The 18,654-nt window shown below is 68.7% G+C and carries 18 protein-coding genes; 10 read left to right on the forward strand and 8 right to left on the reverse strand.

Annotated features, from left to right (window positions below; translation table 11 throughout):
- Positions 1–2 precede the first annotated feature (2 nt).
- The gene (locus tag SJY26_RS11005; RefSeq protein ID WP_396593079.1) at positions 3–395 is read left to right on the forward strand and encodes a hypothetical protein; all 393 of its coding nucleotides are present in this window, start codon (positions 3–5) and stop codon (positions 393–395) included.
- Here SJY26_RS11005 and SJY26_RS11010 read toward each other — a convergent pair.
- From SJY26_RS11010 to plsY, 4 genes are all read right to left on the reverse strand, one after another.
- The gene (locus SJY26_RS11010; protein WP_396593080.1) at positions 392–1,468 is read right to left on the reverse strand and encodes a PA0069 family radical SAM protein; all 1,077 of its coding nucleotides are present in this window, start codon (positions 1,466–1,468) and stop codon (positions 392–394) included. The two genes, SJY26_RS11005 and SJY26_RS11010, sit on opposite strands and share 4 nt — an antisense overlap.
- Before the next feature lie 220 nt (positions 1,469–1,688).
- On the reverse strand, positions 1,689–4,313 hold the full coding sequence (gene topA / locus SJY26_RS11015) for a type I DNA topoisomerase (RefSeq protein ID WP_396593081.1): 2,625 nt from the start codon (positions 4,311–4,313) through the stop codon (positions 1,689–1,691).
- A gap of 111 nt (positions 4,314–4,424) precedes the next feature.
- Positions 4,425–5,507, reverse strand: a complete 1,083-nt coding sequence (gene dprA / locus SJY26_RS11020) for a DNA-processing protein DprA (RefSeq protein WP_396593082.1) — start codon at positions 5,505–5,507, stop codon at positions 4,425–4,427.
- Between the two features lie 9 nt (positions 5,508–5,516).
- A complete protein-coding gene (gene plsY / locus SJY26_RS11025; protein ID WP_396593083.1) occupies positions 5,517–6,155 on the reverse strand; it encodes a glycerol-3-phosphate 1-O-acyltransferase PlsY in 639 nt (212 codons plus the stop codon).
- Between the two features lie 129 nt (positions 6,156–6,284).
- Here plsY and SJY26_RS11030 point away from each other — a divergent pair, with 129 nt between their 5' ends.
- The 3 genes from SJY26_RS11030 (at position 6,285) to SJY26_RS11040 (ending at position 8,159) form a co-directional block, all read left to right on the forward strand.
- Complete coding sequence (locus SJY26_RS11030; RefSeq protein WP_396593084.1) at positions 6,285–7,220, forward strand: glycerophosphodiester phosphodiesterase family protein; 936 nt, start codon at positions 6,285–6,287, stop codon at positions 7,218–7,220.
- A 103-nt stretch (positions 7,221–7,323) separates the two neighbouring features.
- Positions 7,324–7,752 carry an RcnB family protein gene (locus tag SJY26_RS11035; protein WP_396593085.1) on the forward strand — a complete coding sequence of 143 codons (429 nt, stop codon included), beginning with the start codon at positions 7,324–7,326 and terminating at the stop codon, positions 7,750–7,752.
- Positions 7,753–7,907: 155 nt separating this feature from the next.
- Entirely contained in the window at positions 7,908–8,159 is a 252-nt protein-coding gene (locus tag SJY26_RS11040; RefSeq protein WP_396593086.1) for a hypothetical protein, read from the forward strand.
- On the opposite strand, the gene gatB is transcribed toward SJY26_RS11040, so the two are convergent.
- Entirely contained in the window at positions 8,156–9,658 is a 1,503-nt protein-coding gene (gene gatB, locus SJY26_RS11045) for an Asp-tRNA(Asn)/Glu-tRNA(Gln) amidotransferase subunit GatB (protein ID WP_396593087.1), read from the reverse strand. The two genes, SJY26_RS11040 and gatB, sit on opposite strands and share 4 nt — an antisense overlap.
- 100 nt (positions 9,659–9,758) lie before the next feature.
- On the opposite strand from gatB, the gene SJY26_RS11050 reads away from it, so the two are divergent.
- Positions 9,759–10,091 (forward strand): hypothetical protein, encoded by a 333-nt coding sequence (locus SJY26_RS11050; RefSeq protein ID WP_396593088.1) that lies wholly within the window; start codon positions 9,759–9,761, stop codon positions 10,089–10,091.
- A 990-nt stretch (positions 10,092–11,081) separates the two neighbouring features.
- On the opposite strand, the gene gatA is transcribed toward SJY26_RS11050, so the two are convergent.
- The 3 genes from gatA to SJY26_RS11065 all read right to left on the reverse strand — a co-directional run bounded on the left by gatA (position 11,082) and on the right by SJY26_RS11065 (position 13,438).
- Entirely contained in the window at positions 11,082–12,560 is a 1,479-nt protein-coding gene (gatA, locus tag SJY26_RS11055) for an Asp-tRNA(Asn)/Glu-tRNA(Gln) amidotransferase subunit GatA (RefSeq protein ID WP_396593089.1), read from the reverse strand.
- Between the two features lie 2 nt (positions 12,561–12,562).
- Complete coding sequence (gene gatC, locus SJY26_RS11060; RefSeq protein WP_396593090.1) at positions 12,563–12,850, reverse strand: Asp-tRNA(Asn)/Glu-tRNA(Gln) amidotransferase subunit GatC; 288 nt, start codon at positions 12,848–12,850, stop codon at positions 12,563–12,565.
- Between the two features lie 75 nt (positions 12,851–12,925).
- The gene (locus tag SJY26_RS11065) at positions 12,926–13,438 is read right to left on the reverse strand and encodes a hypothetical protein (RefSeq protein WP_396593091.1); all 513 of its coding nucleotides are present in this window, start codon (positions 13,436–13,438) and stop codon (positions 12,926–12,928) included.
- Positions 13,439–13,509: 71 nt separating this feature from the next.
- On the opposite strand from SJY26_RS11065, the gene ruvX reads away from it, so the two are divergent.
- The 5 genes from ruvX to SJY26_RS11090 all read left to right on the forward strand — a co-directional run bounded on the left by ruvX (position 13,510) and on the right by SJY26_RS11090 (position 18,638).
- A complete protein-coding gene (gene ruvX, locus SJY26_RS11070) occupies positions 13,510–13,989 on the forward strand; it encodes a Holliday junction resolvase RuvX (protein WP_396593092.1) in 480 nt (159 codons plus the stop codon).
- The gene (locus SJY26_RS11075) at positions 13,986–14,909 is read left to right on the forward strand and encodes an AEC family transporter (protein WP_396593093.1); all 924 of its coding nucleotides are present in this window, start codon (positions 13,986–13,988) and stop codon (positions 14,907–14,909) included. Before ruvX ends, SJY26_RS11075 begins: the two co-directional genes overlap by 4 nt.
- Before the next feature lie 23 nt (positions 14,910–14,932).
- A complete protein-coding gene (locus SJY26_RS11080; protein ID WP_396593094.1) occupies positions 14,933–15,913 on the forward strand; it encodes an aspartate carbamoyltransferase catalytic subunit in 981 nt (326 codons plus the stop codon).
- Entirely contained in the window at positions 15,910–17,187 is a 1,278-nt protein-coding gene (gene pyrC / locus SJY26_RS11085; protein WP_396593095.1) for a dihydroorotase, read from the forward strand. Before SJY26_RS11080 ends, pyrC begins: the two co-directional genes overlap by 4 nt.
- Positions 17,188–17,522: 335 nt before the next feature.
- Entirely contained in the window at positions 17,523–18,638 is a 1,116-nt protein-coding gene (locus SJY26_RS11090) for a helix-turn-helix domain-containing protein (protein ID WP_396593096.1), read from the forward strand.
- Positions 18,639–18,654 lie beyond the last annotated feature (16 nt).

The raw sequence follows: 18,654 nt of genomic DNA on the forward strand, positions 1-18,654 counted from the left end.
CGATGGACGACGCGGACGAGGACGGCGGCGGGTTCGATGTCGATGACTGGGGTCGCCTGACGCCCTTCACGGGGGCCGTGGCGACGCTCGAGGATGTCCAGGCCCGCCGGGCCATCTTCGCCCTCGGGGACACCGATGACCCCCGACCCCTGGCCATGGAGCTGCCCCAGCCCGTGATCTGGTGGGACGAGGACGGCGAACAGGCCGCCATCGCTGTGCAGGCCGAGAGCCACATCGGGCTGGATGGCGAGACCATGGAGGTGCTGGGCGTCATCCTGCCGGACGGGGAGGGGGTCGTGGTCCTGCTCGAGGATGTCGACTTGGTCGACGATACCGATCCCACATGGCGCGATCTGGTCACACGCGCGATCGATCCGTCGGCGGCCCATGACTAGCCGAACAGCTCCAGCTGGGGTCGCGCGTCTGCGGGCACCCGGAACCGGGTCACATCCAGATCGTGACGCGGGCTTTCGAGGCCATAGCGTTTCACGGCGGCCTTGAACCGGGCGGCGATCAGGTCGGCGACCGGGCCGGTGCCCTTCATGCGCTGGGACCAGTCGGCGTCATAGTCCTTGCCGCCGCGCGTCTGGCGGATCAGCGACATGACCCGGGCAGCACGGTCAGGGCGGGCGTCGGCCAGCCATTCGCGGAACAGGTCCTTGATCTCCAGCGGCAGGCGCAGGGTCACATACATGGCGGTGGTGGCCCCGGCCGCCGCCGCCGCCTCCAGCACCGATTCCAGCTCATGGTCGTTGAGGCCCGGGATGACGGGGGCGAAGCCCACCCCGACCGGCACGCCCGCGTCGGTCAGTCTGCGAATGGCGTCGAGGCGACGGGCGGGGGTGGCTGCGCGGGGCTCCATCGTGCGCGCGAGGTCCCGGTCCAGCGTCGTGATCGACACGAAGGCGCTGGCCAGACGGTCGCGGCCCATCGGGCCCAGGATGTCCACATCGCGGGTGATCAGATTCGATTTGGTGATGATGGAAAACGGCTGGTTGAAGCGCTGGAGCACTTCCAGCAGGCCACGGGTGATCCGCTGTGTGCGCTCGACCGGCTGATAGGGATCGGTATTGCCGCCTATGTGGATGCGCTTGCAGACGTATCGCGGCGCGAGGAGCTCGCGTTCCAGGAGACGTGGCCCCTCGGGCTTGAAGAACAGCCGGCTCTCGAAATCCAGGCCCGGGGATAGGCCCATGAAGGCATGGGACGGACGGGCGTAGCAGTAGATGCAGCCATGTTCGCAGCCTTTGTAGGGATTGATCGACCGGTCGAAACCGATGTCGGGGCTGGTGTTCTTCGTGATGATCGTGCGGGCGTGTTCGGGGGTCAGGGTCGTGCGGAGCGGGGCGGGCGTGTCGTCGTCGGTGGTCCAGCCATCGTCGAAAAACTCATGGACGACCGGTTCGAACCGGCCCGAAGCGTTGGTGCGGGCACCGCGTCCTTTCGTCGTCCTGGATGCGGCGGCCATGGGAGGAAGATAGCGAGCGGGCAGAACAAAGCAAGAACAAAGATGACGTGATCCTTCTCCCCTTGCGGGAGAAGGTGGCAGCCGAAGGCTGACGGATGAGGGGTACGAGGACGCGGACACGATGAGACGAGCAGCAGCTCACCGGTCAAACCCGGTGTCACCCCTCATCCGACCTCGCTGGCGCTCGGCCACCTTCTCCCGCAAGGGGAGAAGGGACGTGTCAGGCGGTCTTCTTTGCTGCCGCCTTTTTGGGGGCTGCCTTCTTTGCGGCCGGCTTCTTGGTGGCTGCAGCCTTGGGCGCGGCGGCTTTTTTGGCCGGAGCCTTCTTGGCCTTGGGCGCGACCAGGGCGCGGGCGGCCAGAAGCGGGACCGCGACCTCTAGGGTCATGTCCTCGGGGGCCGTGCCCTTGGGCAGGGTCGCGTTGATCTTGCCGGACTTCACATAGGGACCGAAGCGCCCGGCCATGACGTGGACCGGTTCGCCCGTCTCGGGGTGGGCTCCCAGATCCTTCAGCGGCGCGACGGCCGCTCCGCGACCGGCGAACTTGCCGGCCCGCTTTTCGGCCAGCAGGACCACGGCGCGGTTCAGGCCAATCTCGAAGACTTCATCGATGTCGGCGACATTGGCGTAGGTCCCGGCGTGCAGGATGAAGGGGCCGTAGCGGCCGAGCCCGGCGGTGATCGGCTTGCCGTCCTCCGGGTGCTCGCCGACAGGTCGCGGCAGGGCCAGCAGGCGAACCGCCTGTTCCAGCGTCAGGGTCGCGGGGCTCCAGCCCTTGGGCAGGGAGGAGCGTTTGGGCTTCTCCTCGCCGGGGACGGCGGTTTCGACATAGGGGCCGAAGCGGCCGATCTTGAGCGCGACCGGCTGGCCGGTGGTCTCGTCGATGCCGAGATCCCGGTCGCCACCGGCCTCGTCGCCTGCGTTCTCGCCCGCGCCGAAGCCGCGGGTGTAGCGGCATTCGGGATAGTTGGAACAGCCGATGAAGGACGAGCGCATCTTGAAGCTGGCCTTCAGATGCAGACGGCCGGACTTGCACAGCGGGCACAGACGCGCGTCGGAGCCGTCTTCCTTCTCGGGGAACAGGAACGGCCCGATGGCGGTGTCGAGCTCGTCGATCACCCCCTGGCGTTCCAGCACCGCAGCGGTCGCGGGTTTCAGCTTGGACCAGAACTCACGCAGCAGGGCCTTGAAGTCCATGTCGCCGGCCGAGACCTCGTCCAGCTGGTTCTCCAGGGCGGCCGTGAAGTCGTACTGGACCCACTGGCCGAAGAACTGCTCGAGGAAGGCGGTGACCAGACGGCCGTTGTCCTCCGGAATGAAGCGGTTCTTGTCCATGCGGACGTATTCGCGGTCGCGCAGCGTGGTCAGGATCGAGGCATAGGTCGAGGGTCGGCCGATCCCGAGCTCTTCCAGCTTCTTGACGAGGGTGGCCTCGGAGAAGCGGGGCGGGGGCTCGGTGAAATGCTGGTCGGTGCGGATGGCCTCGACCTTCGCCTTCGCGCCTTCCTTCAGGGCCGGCAGGCGGGTGGAGTTGTCGTCCTCCTCGCTCTCGGCCCCCTTCTGCTTCTCGTCGCGGCCTTCTTCGTAGACGGCGAGGAAGCCGTCGAAGGTCACCACCTGGCCGGTGGCGCGCAGGCCGGTCTGGCCGTCCGGGGTCTCGACCTCGACCGTGGTCCGGTCCAGCCGGGCGGCCTCCATCTGGGAGGCTACCATCCGCTTCCAGATCAGCTCGTAGAGGCGCTGGAGGTCGGATTCGAGGCGCAGGCTGTCGGGCCGGCGGGCGATGTTGGTCGGCCGGATCGCCTCGTGCGCCTCCTGGGCGTTCTTGGCCTTGGTCTTGTAATAGCGGGCCTCGGCCGGGACGAAGGCGGGGCCGAAGGTCTCGCCGATGACCTCACGGGCCTGGGCGATGCCCTCGGGCGTGGTCTGGACGCCGTCGGTCCGCATATAGGTGATCAGGCCCCCGGTCTCGTCGACGCCCTCGTACAGCTTCTGGGCCGCCCGCATGGTGCGCTGGGCGTCGAAGCCCAGCTTGCGTGACGCCTCCTGCTGCAGGGTCGAGGTAGTGAAGGGTGGGGAGGGGAAGCGGCGGACCGGCTTCTTCTCGATCGAGCGGATGGTGAAGTCGCCGGACTTGATCGCGTCCCGCGCCGCGTTGGCCGTGGCCTCGTCCTTGATATCGAGCCTCTGCACCCGTTTGCCGGCGTGCTTGACCAGTCGGGTGGTGAAGGGCGGGCTGTCGGCAGCCAGATCGGCCTCGACCGACCAGTATTCCTGGGGCCGGAACCGCTCGATCTCCAGCTCGCGATCCACGACGATGCGCAGGGCGACCGACTGCACCCGGCCGGCAGACCGGGCCCCGGGCAACTTGCGCCACAGCACCGGCGACAGGGTGAAACCGACCAGATAGTCCAGCGCCCGGCGGGCCAGATAGGCCTCGACCAGCTCCATATCGATCTGGCGCGGATTGGCCATGGCCTCCAGCACGGCGGCCTTGGTGATGGCGTTGAAAGTCACGCGCTCGACCGGCGTGTCCTTCAGGGCCTTCTTCTTGTTCAGCACCTCCAGCACGTGCCAGCTGATCGCCTCCCCCTCGCGGTCGGGGTCGGTCGCGAGGATGACGCGGTCGGCGCGTTTGGCGGCGGCGGCGATCTCGGACATGCGGGTCGAGGCGCGGGCGTCGACCTCCCACTCCATGGCGAAGTCCTCGTCCGGCTTGACCGATCCGTCCTTCGACGGGAGGTCGCGGATGTGGCCGTAGGACGCCAGCACCTCGAAGCCGGAGCCGAGGTATTTGTTGATGGTCTTGGCCTTGGCGGGGCTCTCGACGATGACGAGATTCATTCGGGCTCAGTCTGGGAGGAGGGGCGCAGAACGTGGTTGGCCCGGCGTCGCATGTCAATCAAGGGAATTGGGATCACTGAACTCGCGTGGTGGTCGTGGGCGGCGGCGGGGTCACAGCGAGGCCGATCCGCCCGGCAGAAGGGTCGCGCGGCCCACGAGGCTGAGTTCCAGCAGGGCAGCGGCCACGGCCCCGATCGGGGCGTCCAGCGCCCGGGCCAATTCGTCTCGCGGTGTCGGTGTGGGGGACAGCAGGGCGGCGACCTGTTCAAGGAAGGCGGGATCGAGGTCGCCCGAGGGGGGATCGAAGGGCGGGGCGGCCGGGGGTTCCGACAGGGTGCGCAGGGTCTCGAAGGCCCGACGCACGTCATCGATTCCCTCGCACAGGATGGCCCCCTGACGCAGCAGCTCATTGGGGCCCTTCGAGCGGGGGTCCAGGGGCGATCCGGGCACGGCGAAGACGTCGCGGCCCTGTTCGGCCGCCAGACGTGCGGTAATCAGGGAGCCCGACCGCAGTTCGGCCTCGACCACGATGACGCCGCGTGACAGGCCAGAGATGATGCGATTGCGGCGCGGAAAGTCCCGGGCCTGGGCGCGGGCTCCCATCGGGCTTTCGGACACGACGCAGCCGTGTTCGGCAATCTCCTCATAGAGACCGGCGTTGTCGGGCGGGTAGACGTCGTCGACCCCGCCGCCGAGGACCGCGACCGTACCGGTCTTCAGCGCGCCCTGATGCGCGGCCGTATCAATGCCCCGGGCCAGACCTGAGGCGACGACGAACCCGGCCTCGCCCAGAGCCGCGGCCAGACCGCGGGCGATTCGCTGCCCTCCGGCCGAGGCGATCCGGGCCCCGACGACCGCGACGGCCTCGCGCGACAGAAGCGAACGGTTCCCCCGGGTCCAGAGCAGCGGTGGCGGCGGGTCGAGGGCGGCCAGCTGGGGCGGATAGTCGGGGTCACCCAGCACGATCAGGGTTGCTCCGGCTGCGGTTCCGGCGGCCAGTTCGGCCTCAATGCGCTCTGCCGGGGGAAGCGTGTAGCCGTGATCGCCGCGCTTGCGGATCAGGTCCGGCAGGGCGTCGAGGGCGGCGCTGGCGCTGCCGAACCGGTCCAGCAGCTGGCGGAAGGTGACCGGCCCGACCCGGTCGGCGCGGGCAAGGCGCAGGCGGGCGAACCGTTCCTCTTCCGGCAGGGCCATCGCCGGCCCCTAGGTCTTGCGGGCGCCGATCCGGGGTTCGGCCCCCTTCAGCAGGCGGCCGATGTTCTCGTGGTGGCGGATATAGATCAGGATGGCGGTGACTACGGCGAGAACGAAGACTGGCTGGGGCGCGGGCAGACCCACCACGGGCAGGGGCAGCAGGGCCAGGGCCGGGGTGGCGGCTGCCGCGATCAGGGCGGCCAGCGAGGAGTAACGCAAGGCAAAAGCCACGATGAGCCAGGTCGCCCCCGCCATCAGGCCCAGCGGCCAGCAGGCGGCGATCATCAGGCCAAAGAAGGTCGCCACGCCCTTCCCGCCCCTGAAGCCGAGCCAGACGGGGAACAGGTGCCCCAGAAAGGCGGCACCGCCGGCGATGGCTCCGGCGGCTTCGGAGCCGAACAGGTGACGGGCAATGAGCAGGGCCACGGCCCCCTTGCCGGCATCGAGCAAAAGGGTCGCGAGCGCGAGGTCCTTGCGGCCGGTCCGCAGCACGTTGGTCGCGCCGATATTGCCCGAGCCGATGCTACGGACATCGCCCGTTCCGGCGGCGCGGGTGATCACCACCCCGAACGGAATGGACCCCAGCAGATAGCCCCCGACCGCCACCAGGGCGAGGGTTCCGAGCGCGGGCCCGACCAGATCCTGCAACCGATTCGCTCCCCTGCGACGTTCCCGGCGAACATGCGTCGCCGCAAGGGTGACGACAAGGGCCGGGCAGGGTTACCGATGCCGATGCTCACCGCTATGAGAGCGGTCCGTCTGGTCCGAGGTTCTCCCATGTCCCGTCTTGCCGTTTCCGTCTTGGTCCCCTGCCTGCTGGCCTCGGCCTGTGCTGCGGCACCCATGGGACAGGCTCCGGCCACGCCCGGGTTGGCCGCCTATTTCGACTGTGTTCGGGAGGGGGGCGGCGTGGTGATCTCGGCGCACCGGGCCGTGTCCGCCGATGACCAGCCTGAGAATTCCATCGCTGCCATCGTGGCGACGGGCCGCGCGATCCCGGGAGCGATCGTCGAGATCGATGCCGCCCTGACGCGGGACGGGGCGCTGGTGCTGATGCACGATGAGACGCTGGAGCGGACCACGACCGGTCAGGGGCGGATCGCAGACCTGACCCTCGCAGAAGTGCGGGCGGTCCGGCTGGAGGCGGGGGACGGGTCCGTCACGGACGCCCCGCCGCCGACCCTGGCCGAGGCGCTGGACGCAGCGGGGCGGGCCGGGGTGATCGCCAGCATCGACCTGAAGCCGGCCGATGAGGCCGCGACCCTTGTTCTGGCCCGGGCCGTGGTGGAGGCGGTTCGGGCATCAGGGGCGCAGGATCGGGTGATCCTGATCACCTATTCGGCCGAGGCGGCCAGGGCCGTATCCGCCATGGCACCGGAAATGATGATCTCGGCCGGGATCGACGAGATCGCTGATCTGGCCGGGTTGAACGCGCCGCAGATTCTGGCGTGGACCGGGACCCGGGAGGCGCGGCCGGCGCTGTGGCGGGCCCTCGGCGAGGCCGGTGTCGAGGTGCAGTTCGGGACGCTGGGCCGGCCCGGACGGCGGCTGGACGATCTCTATGCGGCGGATGGGGATCTGTCTGAGTACCGGGTGCTGGTCGAGCAGGGCGCAGTGGTCATCGGCACGGATACGCCGCCCGCAGCCGCCAGCGCACTGGCGGGTCCGCTGGCGGCTGCGGGCCGGTGCGGCCGGACCTCCGGCCGAAGCTGAACGCGCCTTTCAGCTTCGGTTCATGGCGGCTCCTCGAAGCTTGTCTCTCAGGCGGGCCCGCCGCGACCGACAGGCGTCGCGGCTCCCATGAGAGGAGCATGTGATGAAGACCAGGACCCTGATCATCGGCACCCTTGCGACGCTGGCCACGCTCGCCGCGCCCATGGCCGCCTCGGCCCAGCACTGGCGCGGAGATCGCGACCGGGACGGTCGCTACGAACGGTGGGAGCGCCGGGAAGACCGTCGCGACTACCGAAGGGATCATCGCTACGACCGCCGCTATGCGCCCCCCCGATACTATGCGCCGCCCCGATACGCGCCGCCGCCGCCTCCGCGGTACGCCCATGTGCCGCGCCGCTACTATCGCGGGGCGACCCTGCCGTATGAGTATCGCAGCCGCTGGTATGTCCGCGACTACAACCGCTACGGCTATGGCCCGCCGCCACGGGGCTATGGCTATTACCGGACGGACACCGGCGACATCGTTCTGGCGGCGCTGGCGACCGGGGTGATCATCTCGCTGCTGAACTAGGGACAGGGCCCGTCCGGAGCGATCCGGGCGGGCTTTCGCCCGCCGGGGTGGAACTGTCGCGGCGGTCGACCGGTTGTTTCCATAGAGGAGACAGTCATGACCAAGACGAGAAAGCCAGCGCCCGCCGTGGACCGGAAAGCCCGGGAGCCCGTGGCATGAGCATGCGGTTCTTCAAGGTCACCCTCGAGGGTCCGCATGGGATCCGGTCGATCGTCGCCCCTTCGCCGACAGAGGTCCAGGCCGGTGACGCCGCCGCCGTCGGGGCCAGACCCGGCGAGGCCCTCGTGTCGATCGAGGAGGTCGACAGCGAGTACCAGGAAGCCGACGTCCTGCCTCCCACCAGCCAGACGGACCAGTTGAGCCAACCGGACAGTTTCGCGCCGGTGGACTCCGCTCGCCGGCCCTAGAGTCCCAGCTTCGCCTTCAGGATGTCGTTGACCGAGGCCGGGTTGGCCTTGCCGCCGGTGGCCTTCATGACCTGACCGACGAACCAGCCCAGCGCCTGGGGCTTTTCGGCGACGGCGGCGGCCTTGTCGGGGTTGGCGGCGATGATCTCGTCGACGGCCTTCTCGATCGCGCCGGTGTCATTGACCTGGACCAGACCCCGGGCCTCGACCACCTGACGCGGCGAGCCCTCGCCGGACCAGACGTGATCGAACACCTCCTTGGCGATCTTGGAGGAGATGACCCCCTCCTCGATCAGGGCGACCAGTTCGGCGACATGGGCGGCAGGCAGGGGGCTTTGCGAGAAGTCGAGATGGTCGGCGGCCAGACGGGCCGAGAGCTCGTTGGTGACCCAGTTGGCGACCAGCTTGGCGTCCCGGCCTTTTGCGGCCGCCTCGAAATAGTCGGCCTTGGCCTGTTCCGAGATCAGGACGACCGCGTCGTATTGCGACAGGCCGTAGTCGGCCATCAGCCGGCGGCGCTTGGCGTCCGGCAGTTCGGGCAGATCGGCCTTGATCGCGTCGATCCAGGCCTGTTCCAGCTCCAGCGGCAACAGGTCGGGGTCGGGGAAGTAGCGGTAGTCGTTGGCCTCTTCCTTGGACCGCATCGAGCGGGTCTCGCCGGCCGTCGGGTCGTAGAGGCGGGTCTCCTGATCGATCTTGCCGCCGTCCTCGAGGATCTCGATCTGGCGGCGGGCTTCGTAGTTGATCGCCTGGGAGATGAAGCGGAACGAGTTGACGTTCTTGATCTCGCAGCGGGTCCCCAGATGGCTGAAGTCGCCCGTGGCCTTGAACTTCTCATAGTTCCCGGCGCGGCACACCGAGACGTTCACATCGGCGCGCAGATTGCCCTTCTCCATGTCGCCGTCGCAGGTGCCCAGATAGATCAGGATGGTCCGGATTTTCTTGACGTAGGCGACGGCCTCTTCCGGCGAGCGGATGTCGGGGCGCGAGACGATCTCCATCAGGGCGGTGCCCGCGCGGTTCAGGTCGACATAGGATTCGGTCGGCGACAGATCGTGGATGAGCTTGCCGGCGTCCTGCTCCAGATGCAGGCGCTCGATGCCGACGTTGAAGAAGGAGCCGTCCTCGGCCTCGACCTCGACCACGCCCTCGCCGACGATGGGGAAATACAGCTGGCTGATCTGATAGCCCTGCGGCAGGTCGGGGTAGAAATAGTTCTTCCGGTCGAACTGGCTCTTGCGATTGATCGCGGCGTTCAGGCCCAGACCCGTGCGGACGGCCTGTTCGACACAGTGTTTGTTCAGCGTCGGCAGCATGCCGGGAAAGCCTGCATCGATCAGCGACACCTGCTCATTGGGGCCGGCCCCGAAACCGACGGCGGCCCCCGAGAACAGTTTGGCGTTCGACGCCACCTGGGCGTGGATCTCCAGCCCCATGACGATTTCCCAGTCGCCGGTGCGGCCCTGGATCAGTTTGGATGTGGTGGCGGTGTCGGTCATGCCGTCTGATTAGCGCCGGTGAGGGGTTTGCGGAAGTTCCTGTCTTGAGCCCGTCGCGATTTGAGGGTCATCTGTCGTCGTTCTTTTTCCGGAGCCCGTCATGATCAAGTCCGTTCTCGTCGCTGCCGCCCTCGCGGCCCTGTCCACCACCGCCTTCGCCCAGACCCCGCCGGCCCCCGCCCAGGATCATTCGGGACACGCCATGGCTGCGGCTCCCAAGCCGACCGTCAACAGTTCGATCAAGGACCTGCTGGCCCATCCGGCCACCGCCGCGATCCTCGAGAAGCACCTGCCGGGCGTGTCGCAACACCCGGCCCTGCCGCAGTTCCAGGACATGACCCTGGCCGATGTCGCGCCCCTGTCGGGCGGGGCCGTGACGGCCGAGACGATTGAGAAGATCGACGCGGACATCAAGGCGCTGCCGGCCGGTTGATCCGGCGAGTCTCCTCCCCTTGCGGAGCATGGGGCTGATCGTCTCCTCCCCATGCGCGACGCGCATGGGGAGGTGGCAGCGAGCCCTTCGCGAGCTGACGGAGGGGGCGAGACGGTGTGTGCGGTGACGGTGCTCGCGCGTTGAGACCCGGTCGCCCCCTCCCGTCGTCGGATCGCTTCGCGATCTCTCCTCCACCTCGCTGATCGCGAGGGTTCCATCGCCCTTCGGCGATGGGGAGGAGACGGCTCGGGCATGCGTCATCGGCCTCGCCGTTTCCGGCAAGGGACGGGGAAGCGTCGGAGCCGTGGGCGATCTCGCCCGGGACCGTGACGGACACCGTCGCCGGTGGCCGCCTTGTGTAGAGTTTCGGCGTGGTCGCCTCGGCTCCGCCCGATCGGTTTTCGCAAGCTTCCGGGGGTAGGACGTCATTTGTCGGGAGCGCCGGGGCCACTTCCCCGACGCCTTGGTGCCACCCGATTAATCCTCTTTCCGGTCTTTTTAAGCCCACGACAGGCGACGGTGCCCAGTGCACCGCCGGACCCGGGGGTTTCGCCCCCGGCATTCACCCGGAACGCCACACGTCTGCGCCCGGACTACCACCCTGCGATCGGCCCCGCCGCGCGTCCGGGTCCTGGGCCCAGGACACCTTCCCCGTGCGACGGGACACCGGAAGGATACGCGCGGTTGGGGGCGTGTATGGCTGGCGGGGGCTTAATTCGGGACCGGTGTTGATTGCATGAGAGAATTCGGCGCGTGCGTTGAACGCAGGGGCGGAATTCTTCAAGCGCGACTTTCCCTCTCCCGGCGGGAGAGGGCTTGAGCACACGGCGTCCCGGACGTGATCCGGGACGTCGTCCTTGTGCGAAAGGGTGAGGGGAAGCTGCCAACCGGTGAGGGCGAACCCCTCACCCTTTCGGCTGGCGCATCGCTCCGCTCTGCGAGCCTCAAGCCCTCTCCCGCCGGGAGAGGGGTGAGGGTGCAGTCAGCCGATCACCACCACCGCTCCGCGCGACCCACGCCACCCGCGGCCTGTTCGAGGGCGGCACCGACCTGGAGGACGGTGGCTTCGTCCAGCGCCTTGCCGATGACCTGAAGCCCCAGCGGCAGGCCGTTGGAGTCGAGGCCGGCGGGGACCGAGATGCCGGGCAGGCCGGCGAGGTTGGCGGTGACGGTGAAGACGTCGTTCAGATACATCGTCACCGGGTCGATCTGCTTGTCGCCGATGGCGAAGGCGGCCGACGGCGTCGAAGGCGTCAGGATGGCGTCGACCTGGCCCCAGACCTTGTCGAAATCCTCGGCGATGCGGCGGCGAACCTTGAGCGCCCGGACGTAATAGGCGTCGTAGAATCCGGCCGACAGCACATAGGCCCCGATCACCAGTCGGCGCTTGACCTCGGGACCGAAGCCTTCGGCCCGGCTGGTCTCATAGAGGTCGGTGAGTGACGAAGCCTTCTCCGCCCGATGGCCGAACCGCATGCCGTCGTAGCGGGCGAGGTTGGAGGAAGCCTCGGCCGGGGCGACGATATAGTAGGTCGGCAGGGCGTATTTCGTGTGGGGCAGGGAGATGTCGACGATCTCGCAGCCCGCGTCTTTCAGCCAGGCCACGCCCTGGTCCCACAGGGCCTGGATCTCGGCCGGCATGCCGTCGACGACATATTCGCGCGGCACGCCGATGCGCAGCCCCTTGACCGAGCGGCCAACGGACTGGGTCCAGTCGGGGGTGGGTATGTCGAGGCTGGTCGAATCGCGGACATCGAAACTGCACATGGAGCGCAGCAGCAGGGCGGCGTCCTCGACCGTCTTCGTGATCGGTCCGGCCTGATCCAGCGAGGAGGCGAAGGCGACCATGCCGAAGCGGCTGGCCCGGCCATAGGTGGGCTTGATCCCGACGGTGCCGGTGAAGGCGGCGGGCTGGCGGATGGAGCCGCCCGTGTCCGAGGCGGTGGCGGCGAGGCAGAGGTCGGCGGCGACCGCCGAGGCCGATCCGCCGGACGAGCCGCCGGGGGTCAGGTCGGCGTTGGAAGCCTTCGACTTCCACGGATTGACGACCGGACCGAAGGCCGAGGTCTCGTTGGACGAGCCCATGGCGAACTCGTCCATGTTCAGCTTGCCCAGCATGACCGCCCCGTCGCGCCACAGGTTGGCGGTGACGGTGGATTCATAGGGCGGCACGAAGCCGCGCAGCATGTTGGAGCCGGCGGTGGTCTGGACGCCCTCGGTGCAGAACAGGTCCTTGATGCCCAGCGGAGCGCCCTCCAGCGCGCCTCCGTCGCCCGAGGCGAGACGGGCGTCGGAGGCCCTGGCCATGGCGATGGCCTTGTCGGCGGTGACCTCGACATAGGCGTTCAGGGTCGGGTTCGCGGCCTCGATGTTCGAGACGAAGGCGCGGGTAATCTCCTCCGAGGAGAAGGCTTTGGCCTTGAGGCCGTCTACGGCGGCCTTCAGGGTGAGTTTGGTCAGGTCGCTCATGACTATTCGACCACCTTGGGCACGACGTAGAAGCCGTCGGCCGATTGCGGGGCGTTGGACAGGACCGCCTCGACCTTGCCGCCGTCGGTGACGACATCGTCGCGCAGGCGGAGCGGCTGGGCCACGTTCGAGGTCATGGGCTCGACGCCGTCCACGTCGACCTCGTTGAGCTGGTCGATCCAGGCCATGATGCCGTTCAGCTCGGCCGCGAGGGGCTCCAGCCGGTCGTCAGGGGTCTTGATGCGGGCGAGGTGGGCGACCTTCCTCACCGTCGCGGCGTCGATGGCCATTCGGCCCTCCCGTCCAGAAGTACAAGCGGGCGGGATTAGCCGCCCCTACCGCGCCGCACAAGGACCGGCGCGCGGTCAGGCGGCCGGGGTCACGGTGACAGCGGCCGGCGCGGCCCCGTCGGCTCCGACCGTCCACTGGACGATCACCTTGCGGTGCCGGTCACCGATCTGGCCGGTCGCGGAGTCCATCGTGCTCTCGCGAAGGTCGAGGTCGACCCGGCCGGGCGCGGTTGACAGGACGGTGTAGTCGAGGATGTCCCCGATCCGGTAGACGGCCCACCCTTCGGCCGGTGACCGGAAGAAGGCGATATGGGCGTCGAGGCCGTTCATGGCCGGATCGCCGCCCCCCACGCCGAACAGTTTGGCGTTCTGGTCGGGCAGGGGATCGACCCGCACGACGGCGGCGGCGCGCTGGATGGCACCGTCCGGGCTGTCGACTGCGGCGAGCGGGGCGGCCGGCCCATCGGCGGTCAGGGGGGCACTTTTTTTGGTGATGGTGGTCGAGGTCGAGACCCCGGGAATTTCATCGCAGGCGGCGATGGAAAGGAGGGCGGCGAGGGCCGTCACGGTGATCAGAAGGCGCGCCATCGGGCAGTCTCCGCTCGTGTTTCGCCACCCTCGCCTTTGACAGGTGGAATGGCAACGCCTACGGCCCGGCTGTGCCTGTTCTCGACCTTCTCGACCTGCCCGGGGCCTGCCCGCCCGAGACCGCCTGGATGGGTCTGGATCTGGGCGAACAGACCATCGGCGTGGCGGTGTCGGACACGACCCGGATGATCGCCAGCCCGCTGGAGCTGATCCGCAAGACGAAATTCACCGAGGACGCCCAAGCCCTGTTCAAACTGATGGACCACCGCAAGGTGTCGGGCCTGGTGATCGGCCTGCCGTTGAACATGGACGGGACGGAGGGGCCGCGGGCCCAGTCGTGCCGGGCGTTCGCGCGCAATCTGGACCGGTTGCGGCCGGTGCCGGTGGCCTTCCAGGACGAGCGGCTGTCGACCAGCGCGGTCGAACGATTCCTGATCGATGAACTGGACCTGAGCCGCAAGCGCCGGGCGGGCGTGGTCGACCGGACCGCTGCCGCCTGGATCCTGCAGGGCGCGCTGGACCGGGTGCGGGACGCCGGGGGTCGGCCATGATCGCCCTGATCACTGCCGTCCTGCCGGTCTTCGCCCTGATCGCGATCGGCTATGGCCTGCGCAAGTCCGGCTTCCTGCCGGATGTCGCCTGGCGGCCGATCGAGCGGCTGTCGATCTATCTGCTTTACCCCGGCTTTCTGATCCCGGCGATCTGGAATGCCGACATCTCGGGCGGCGGGGCCGGGGCGGCCGGGGCGGGGGTGGTCACGGCCGTGCTGATCATCGCCACCGCGACCCTGCTGGCCCGACGACTGATCACCGTGGACGGGCCGGCCTATACGTCGGTGTTCCAGGGTGTGATCCGCTGGAACGGGTTCGTCTTCCTGCCGGTGGTCCAGTCGGTCTACGGGCCGGACGGGCTGGCGCTGGCGGCGGTCGTTCTGGCGGCCATGATCCCGGTCACCAATCTGATGAGCGTGGTCGTGCTGATGCGCTGGGGCGGGGATCAGGGCAAGATGTCGACCCGGACGGTCATCCAGGCCAATCTGGCCAATCCGATCCTGGTGGCCTGTCTGATCGGTCTGGCGCTTAATTTCGCCCGCGTGCCGCGGATTCCGGGCCTGTCGGAGACGCTGGAGCTGCTGGGTGGGGCGGCCCTGCCGCTGGGTCTGATCGTGGCCGGGGCGGGGCTGAGCTTCGCCGAGGTGGCCCGCCGGCGGACCACGATCGGCGCGGTGACCCTCGTCAAACTGGTCGTCACCCCGCTCATGATGTGGGGGCTGTGCCGGCTGTACGGCGGAGACGCCATGGCCCAGGGCGTCGCCCTGATGTGCGGCGCGGCCCCGGGGGCGGCCGCCTCCTATATCCTCGCCCGGCAGATGGGCGGGGACGCGCCGCTGATGGCCGGGATCGTGGCCATGACCACCGTCGGCAGCGCGGTGGGCATTCCGCTGCTGCTGGTGCTGTTCCATCTGACGTGAGACCCGGCTATAGCCCGGCTTTGATGACCCAGAACACCGCCGCCGCCGACCGGATCGCCGACCGGCTGGTCCCGTTTCCGAAACCGCATTTCCTCGCCGCCGCGGATCTGAACCCGCCGTTCGTGCGCGACCTGCTGGATCTGGCCGACGCCTTCGTGGATCTGAACCGGTCCTCCTCCAAGGCGCTGGACCTGCTGGGCGGGCGCACGGTCATGAACCTGTTCTTCGAGAATTCGACCCGGACCAGTTCCTCGTTCGAGATCGCGGCCAAGCGGCTGGGGGCCGATGTCGTGACCATGCCGGTGGGGGCCTCCTCGGTGAAGAAGGGCGAGACCCTGATCGACACGGCGGTGACCCTGAACGCCATGCGGCCGGACATTCTGGTGGTGCGGCACGGGGCCTCGGGGGCGGCGGCCCTGCTGAGCCAGAAGGTCGGCTGCGCGGTGGTCAATGCCGGCGACGGGCGGCACGAGCATCCGACCCAGGCCCTGCTGGACCTGCTGAGCCTGCGCCGCGCCTTCGGAGATGTGGGCGGGCTGACGGTGGCGATCTGCGGCGACATCACCCACAGCCGGGTGGCGCGCTCGAACGTGGCCCTGCTGTCGATGATGGGGGCCCGCGTGCGGCTGATCGGGCCGCCGACCCTGGTGCCGGGCGACGCCGACCGCTGGGGCTGCGAGGTGTTCCACGACATGCGCGAGGGGTTGGCCGGCTGTGACGTGGTGATGATGCTGCGGCTGCAGCTGGAGCGGATGGACGGGGCCCTGGTGCCGTCGACGCGCGAGTATTTCCGCTTCTGGGGTCTGGACCGCGAGAAGCTGGGCTGGGCCGCACCGGGGGCGCGGGTGATGCATCCGGGGCCGATGAACCGGGGGGTGGAGATCGATTCGGACGTGGCCGACGACCTGTCCGTCTCCCTGATCCAGGACCAGGTCGAGATGGGGGTGGCGGCGCGGATGGCGGTGCTGGCCTCGCTGTCGGCCCGGCTGGAGGGGGCGGCATGAGCGCGCTGGCGATCATCAACGCCCGGCTCCTGGACCCGGCGAGCGACTATGACGGCCCGGGATCGGTCGTGATCGAGGACGGGGTTCTCACCCGGGTCGAGCGGGGATCGGTCGCGGTGTCGGCGGCCCAGGTTCTGGATGCGCGGGGGCTGTGCCTGTCGCCGGGGCTGATCGACCTCAGGGTGCGGACCGGCGAGCCGGGGGCCGAGCCCAAGGAGACGCTGAAGTCGGCCAGTCTGTCGGCGGCGGCGGGCGGGGTGACCACCCTGGTGATCCAGCCGGACACCGACCCGGCTGTGGATGATCCGGCCATGGTTGATTTCATCCTGAGGCGCGGTGCCGCGCTGAATCTGGTCAATGTGCGCGTGGCCGGGGCGGCGACGCGCGGGCGGGACGGAAAGCGGATGGCCGAGCTCGGCCTGATGCACGAGGCGGGGGCCCTGTATTTCACCGACGGGGACCGGGTCATTGCCGACAGCCGGGTGCTGTCGCGGATCATGACCTATGCCACGGCCTTCAACGCCCTGATCGCCTGCCGGCCGGCCGATCCGTGGCTGTCGGAGGGGACGGTGGCGACCTCGGGCGAGCTGGCGACGCGGCTGGGCCTGTCGGGTGCGCCCGCCATCGCCGAGCGGATCCAGCTGGAGCGGGATCTGGCCCTGGTGGAACAGACGGGCGTGCGGTTTCTGGTGGACCAGATCTCGACGGAGGGCGCGCTGGCCGTGCTGGCGCGGGCGCGCGGGCGGGGGCTTGAGGTCGCGGCCAGCGTCTCGATCAACCACCTGTGCTTCAACGAGATCGACATCGGCGACTACCGCACCTTCTACCGGCTGGACCCGCCGCTGCGGCCCGAGAGCGATCGCCGGGCCCTGATCGAGGCGGTCCGCGACGGCCTGATCGAGGCCATCACCTCGGCCCACACCCCGGCCCCGGCCGAGGACAAGCGCCGGCCGTTCGCCGAGGCCGCGCCGGGCGCGGTCGGTCTGGAGACCCTGCTGCCGGCCGCCCTGGGCCTGCATCACGAGGAGGGCCTGGACCTGCTGGATGTGCTGCGGCCGCTGACCCAGGGCCCGGCGACCCTGCTGGGGCTGGACGCGGGCGTGCTGGAGGCGGGGGCCCCGGCCGACCTGATCCTGTTCGATCCGGGCGCACCGGTGATCGTGGATGCGGCGACGCTGCGGTCCAAGTCCAAGAACTCGCCGTTCGACGGCCGCCGGCTGCAGGGCCGGGTCGAACGGACGATCGTGGGCGGCCGGACGGTGTTCGGGGGCTGAGGCCTCGGCGCGAACCCGCCCGCAGGGTCATCCCCGGGCCTGTCCCGAGGACTTCGCGCTCAGCCGTTCCCCGGTCGGTCGCCAGCACCCGGAAGCGGACAGGGGGGAGGTCTGTTCGGGGTGGGGAGCGGATACGGCTCGAACTCATCGTGCTGCCTCCGGCTTCACCAACCAGAGTGAATCAGCCCCTGAAGCCCGTGGCAATTGCCGACTTTTTCAACAGTATCCGCCAGCAGCAGACATTGGCGATCAAGGGCAAAGCTGACATTGCTAGGGTCGAGAGCGACCGCAACGTCGGCTTGGTCGCCAAATCGGGTGACACGGAGTCAGCAGCCTTGGTTGACCCTTATGTGGGCTGGTCTCAACTGCACCTGGACTGGTTCAGCGGCGTCCTGATCGCTCTGGGCGGCCAAGGTCTGGTTCTCGCAGTCGCCTTGTCGTCATCGACCGCGAATGCGCACGCCAACCGCTGCCTTGCCCTGGCCCTCCTCGTTCTCGTCGGCATGACCTCCGTGTACCTGTTCGGCTGGACGGGGCGGGCCGAGGTGCCTCCGCTCGTCGCCTTCAGTCCGCTGAACCTGCCGCTCGCGCTAGGCCCTCTGCTGTACGGCTATGTCCACGGCCTGGCCCGGGGGCGTCTGCCGGATCGTGCAGGGCTTCATCTCCTGCCCGCAGCCCTGTTGCTGGCCTATCTGATCGCCGCGCTCCTGCTTCCGGATGACGTCCGGGTGGTGTGGAAGGACCAGGTCCACGACAAATGGCTTAAACCCCTGATCGAGGCGGCCGTAATCGCGTCCCTGACGGGCTACTCGCTGGCGGGTCTGCGCCTGCTGAACCGCTATCGCGACTGGCTGGCCCAGGCCCGGAGCGACGGAGACCAATACGGAGCCCTATGGGTCGGCGGAGTGCTGATCGTCCTTCTCATCACCCTTGGACTGCTGACTGGCGTCCGGTTCCACACCTGGTTCGTGGGAGAACTGGACAGCGGACCGTTCCAGATCTGGCTGGCGACGGTTGGGGCCTTCATCGGGGTTCAGGGATGGCGCTGTTCCGCACGCGGCTTTCCGAGGATGGACGTCCTGCTCCGGGCCGGCGATAACGCCTCGGACTGGGTGGCTCTTGGTCAGGGCTGGCGGGACAGAACCCGCGCCCAGGGCTGGTGGCGAGAGCCGGACCTGACCCTGGCCGATCTCGCTCGCCGACTGGGCACGAACACCGGTTATCTCTCCCGGGCGATCAACGACGGCCTTGGCGTCAACTTCAATGAGATGATCAACCGGATGCGGGCTCAGGCTGTGGCTGACCGCATCGACGACGGCGATGTGCGCCCGCTGATCCATATCGCCCTCGAGTTCGGCTTCAGTTCCAAGGCCACCTTCAACCGCGCGTTTCGCGCCATGCATGGCCGCAGCCCCAGTGCGCATCGAAAAGCGGCTCAAATCCTGAATTGATAGACCCGCAAGACAA

Origin of the sequence: Brevundimonas sp. R86498, from assembly GCF_044598075.1 — a bacterium.
In the GTDB taxonomy this organism is placed as follows: domain Bacteria; phylum Pseudomonadota; class Alphaproteobacteria; order Caulobacterales; family Caulobacteraceae; genus Brevundimonas.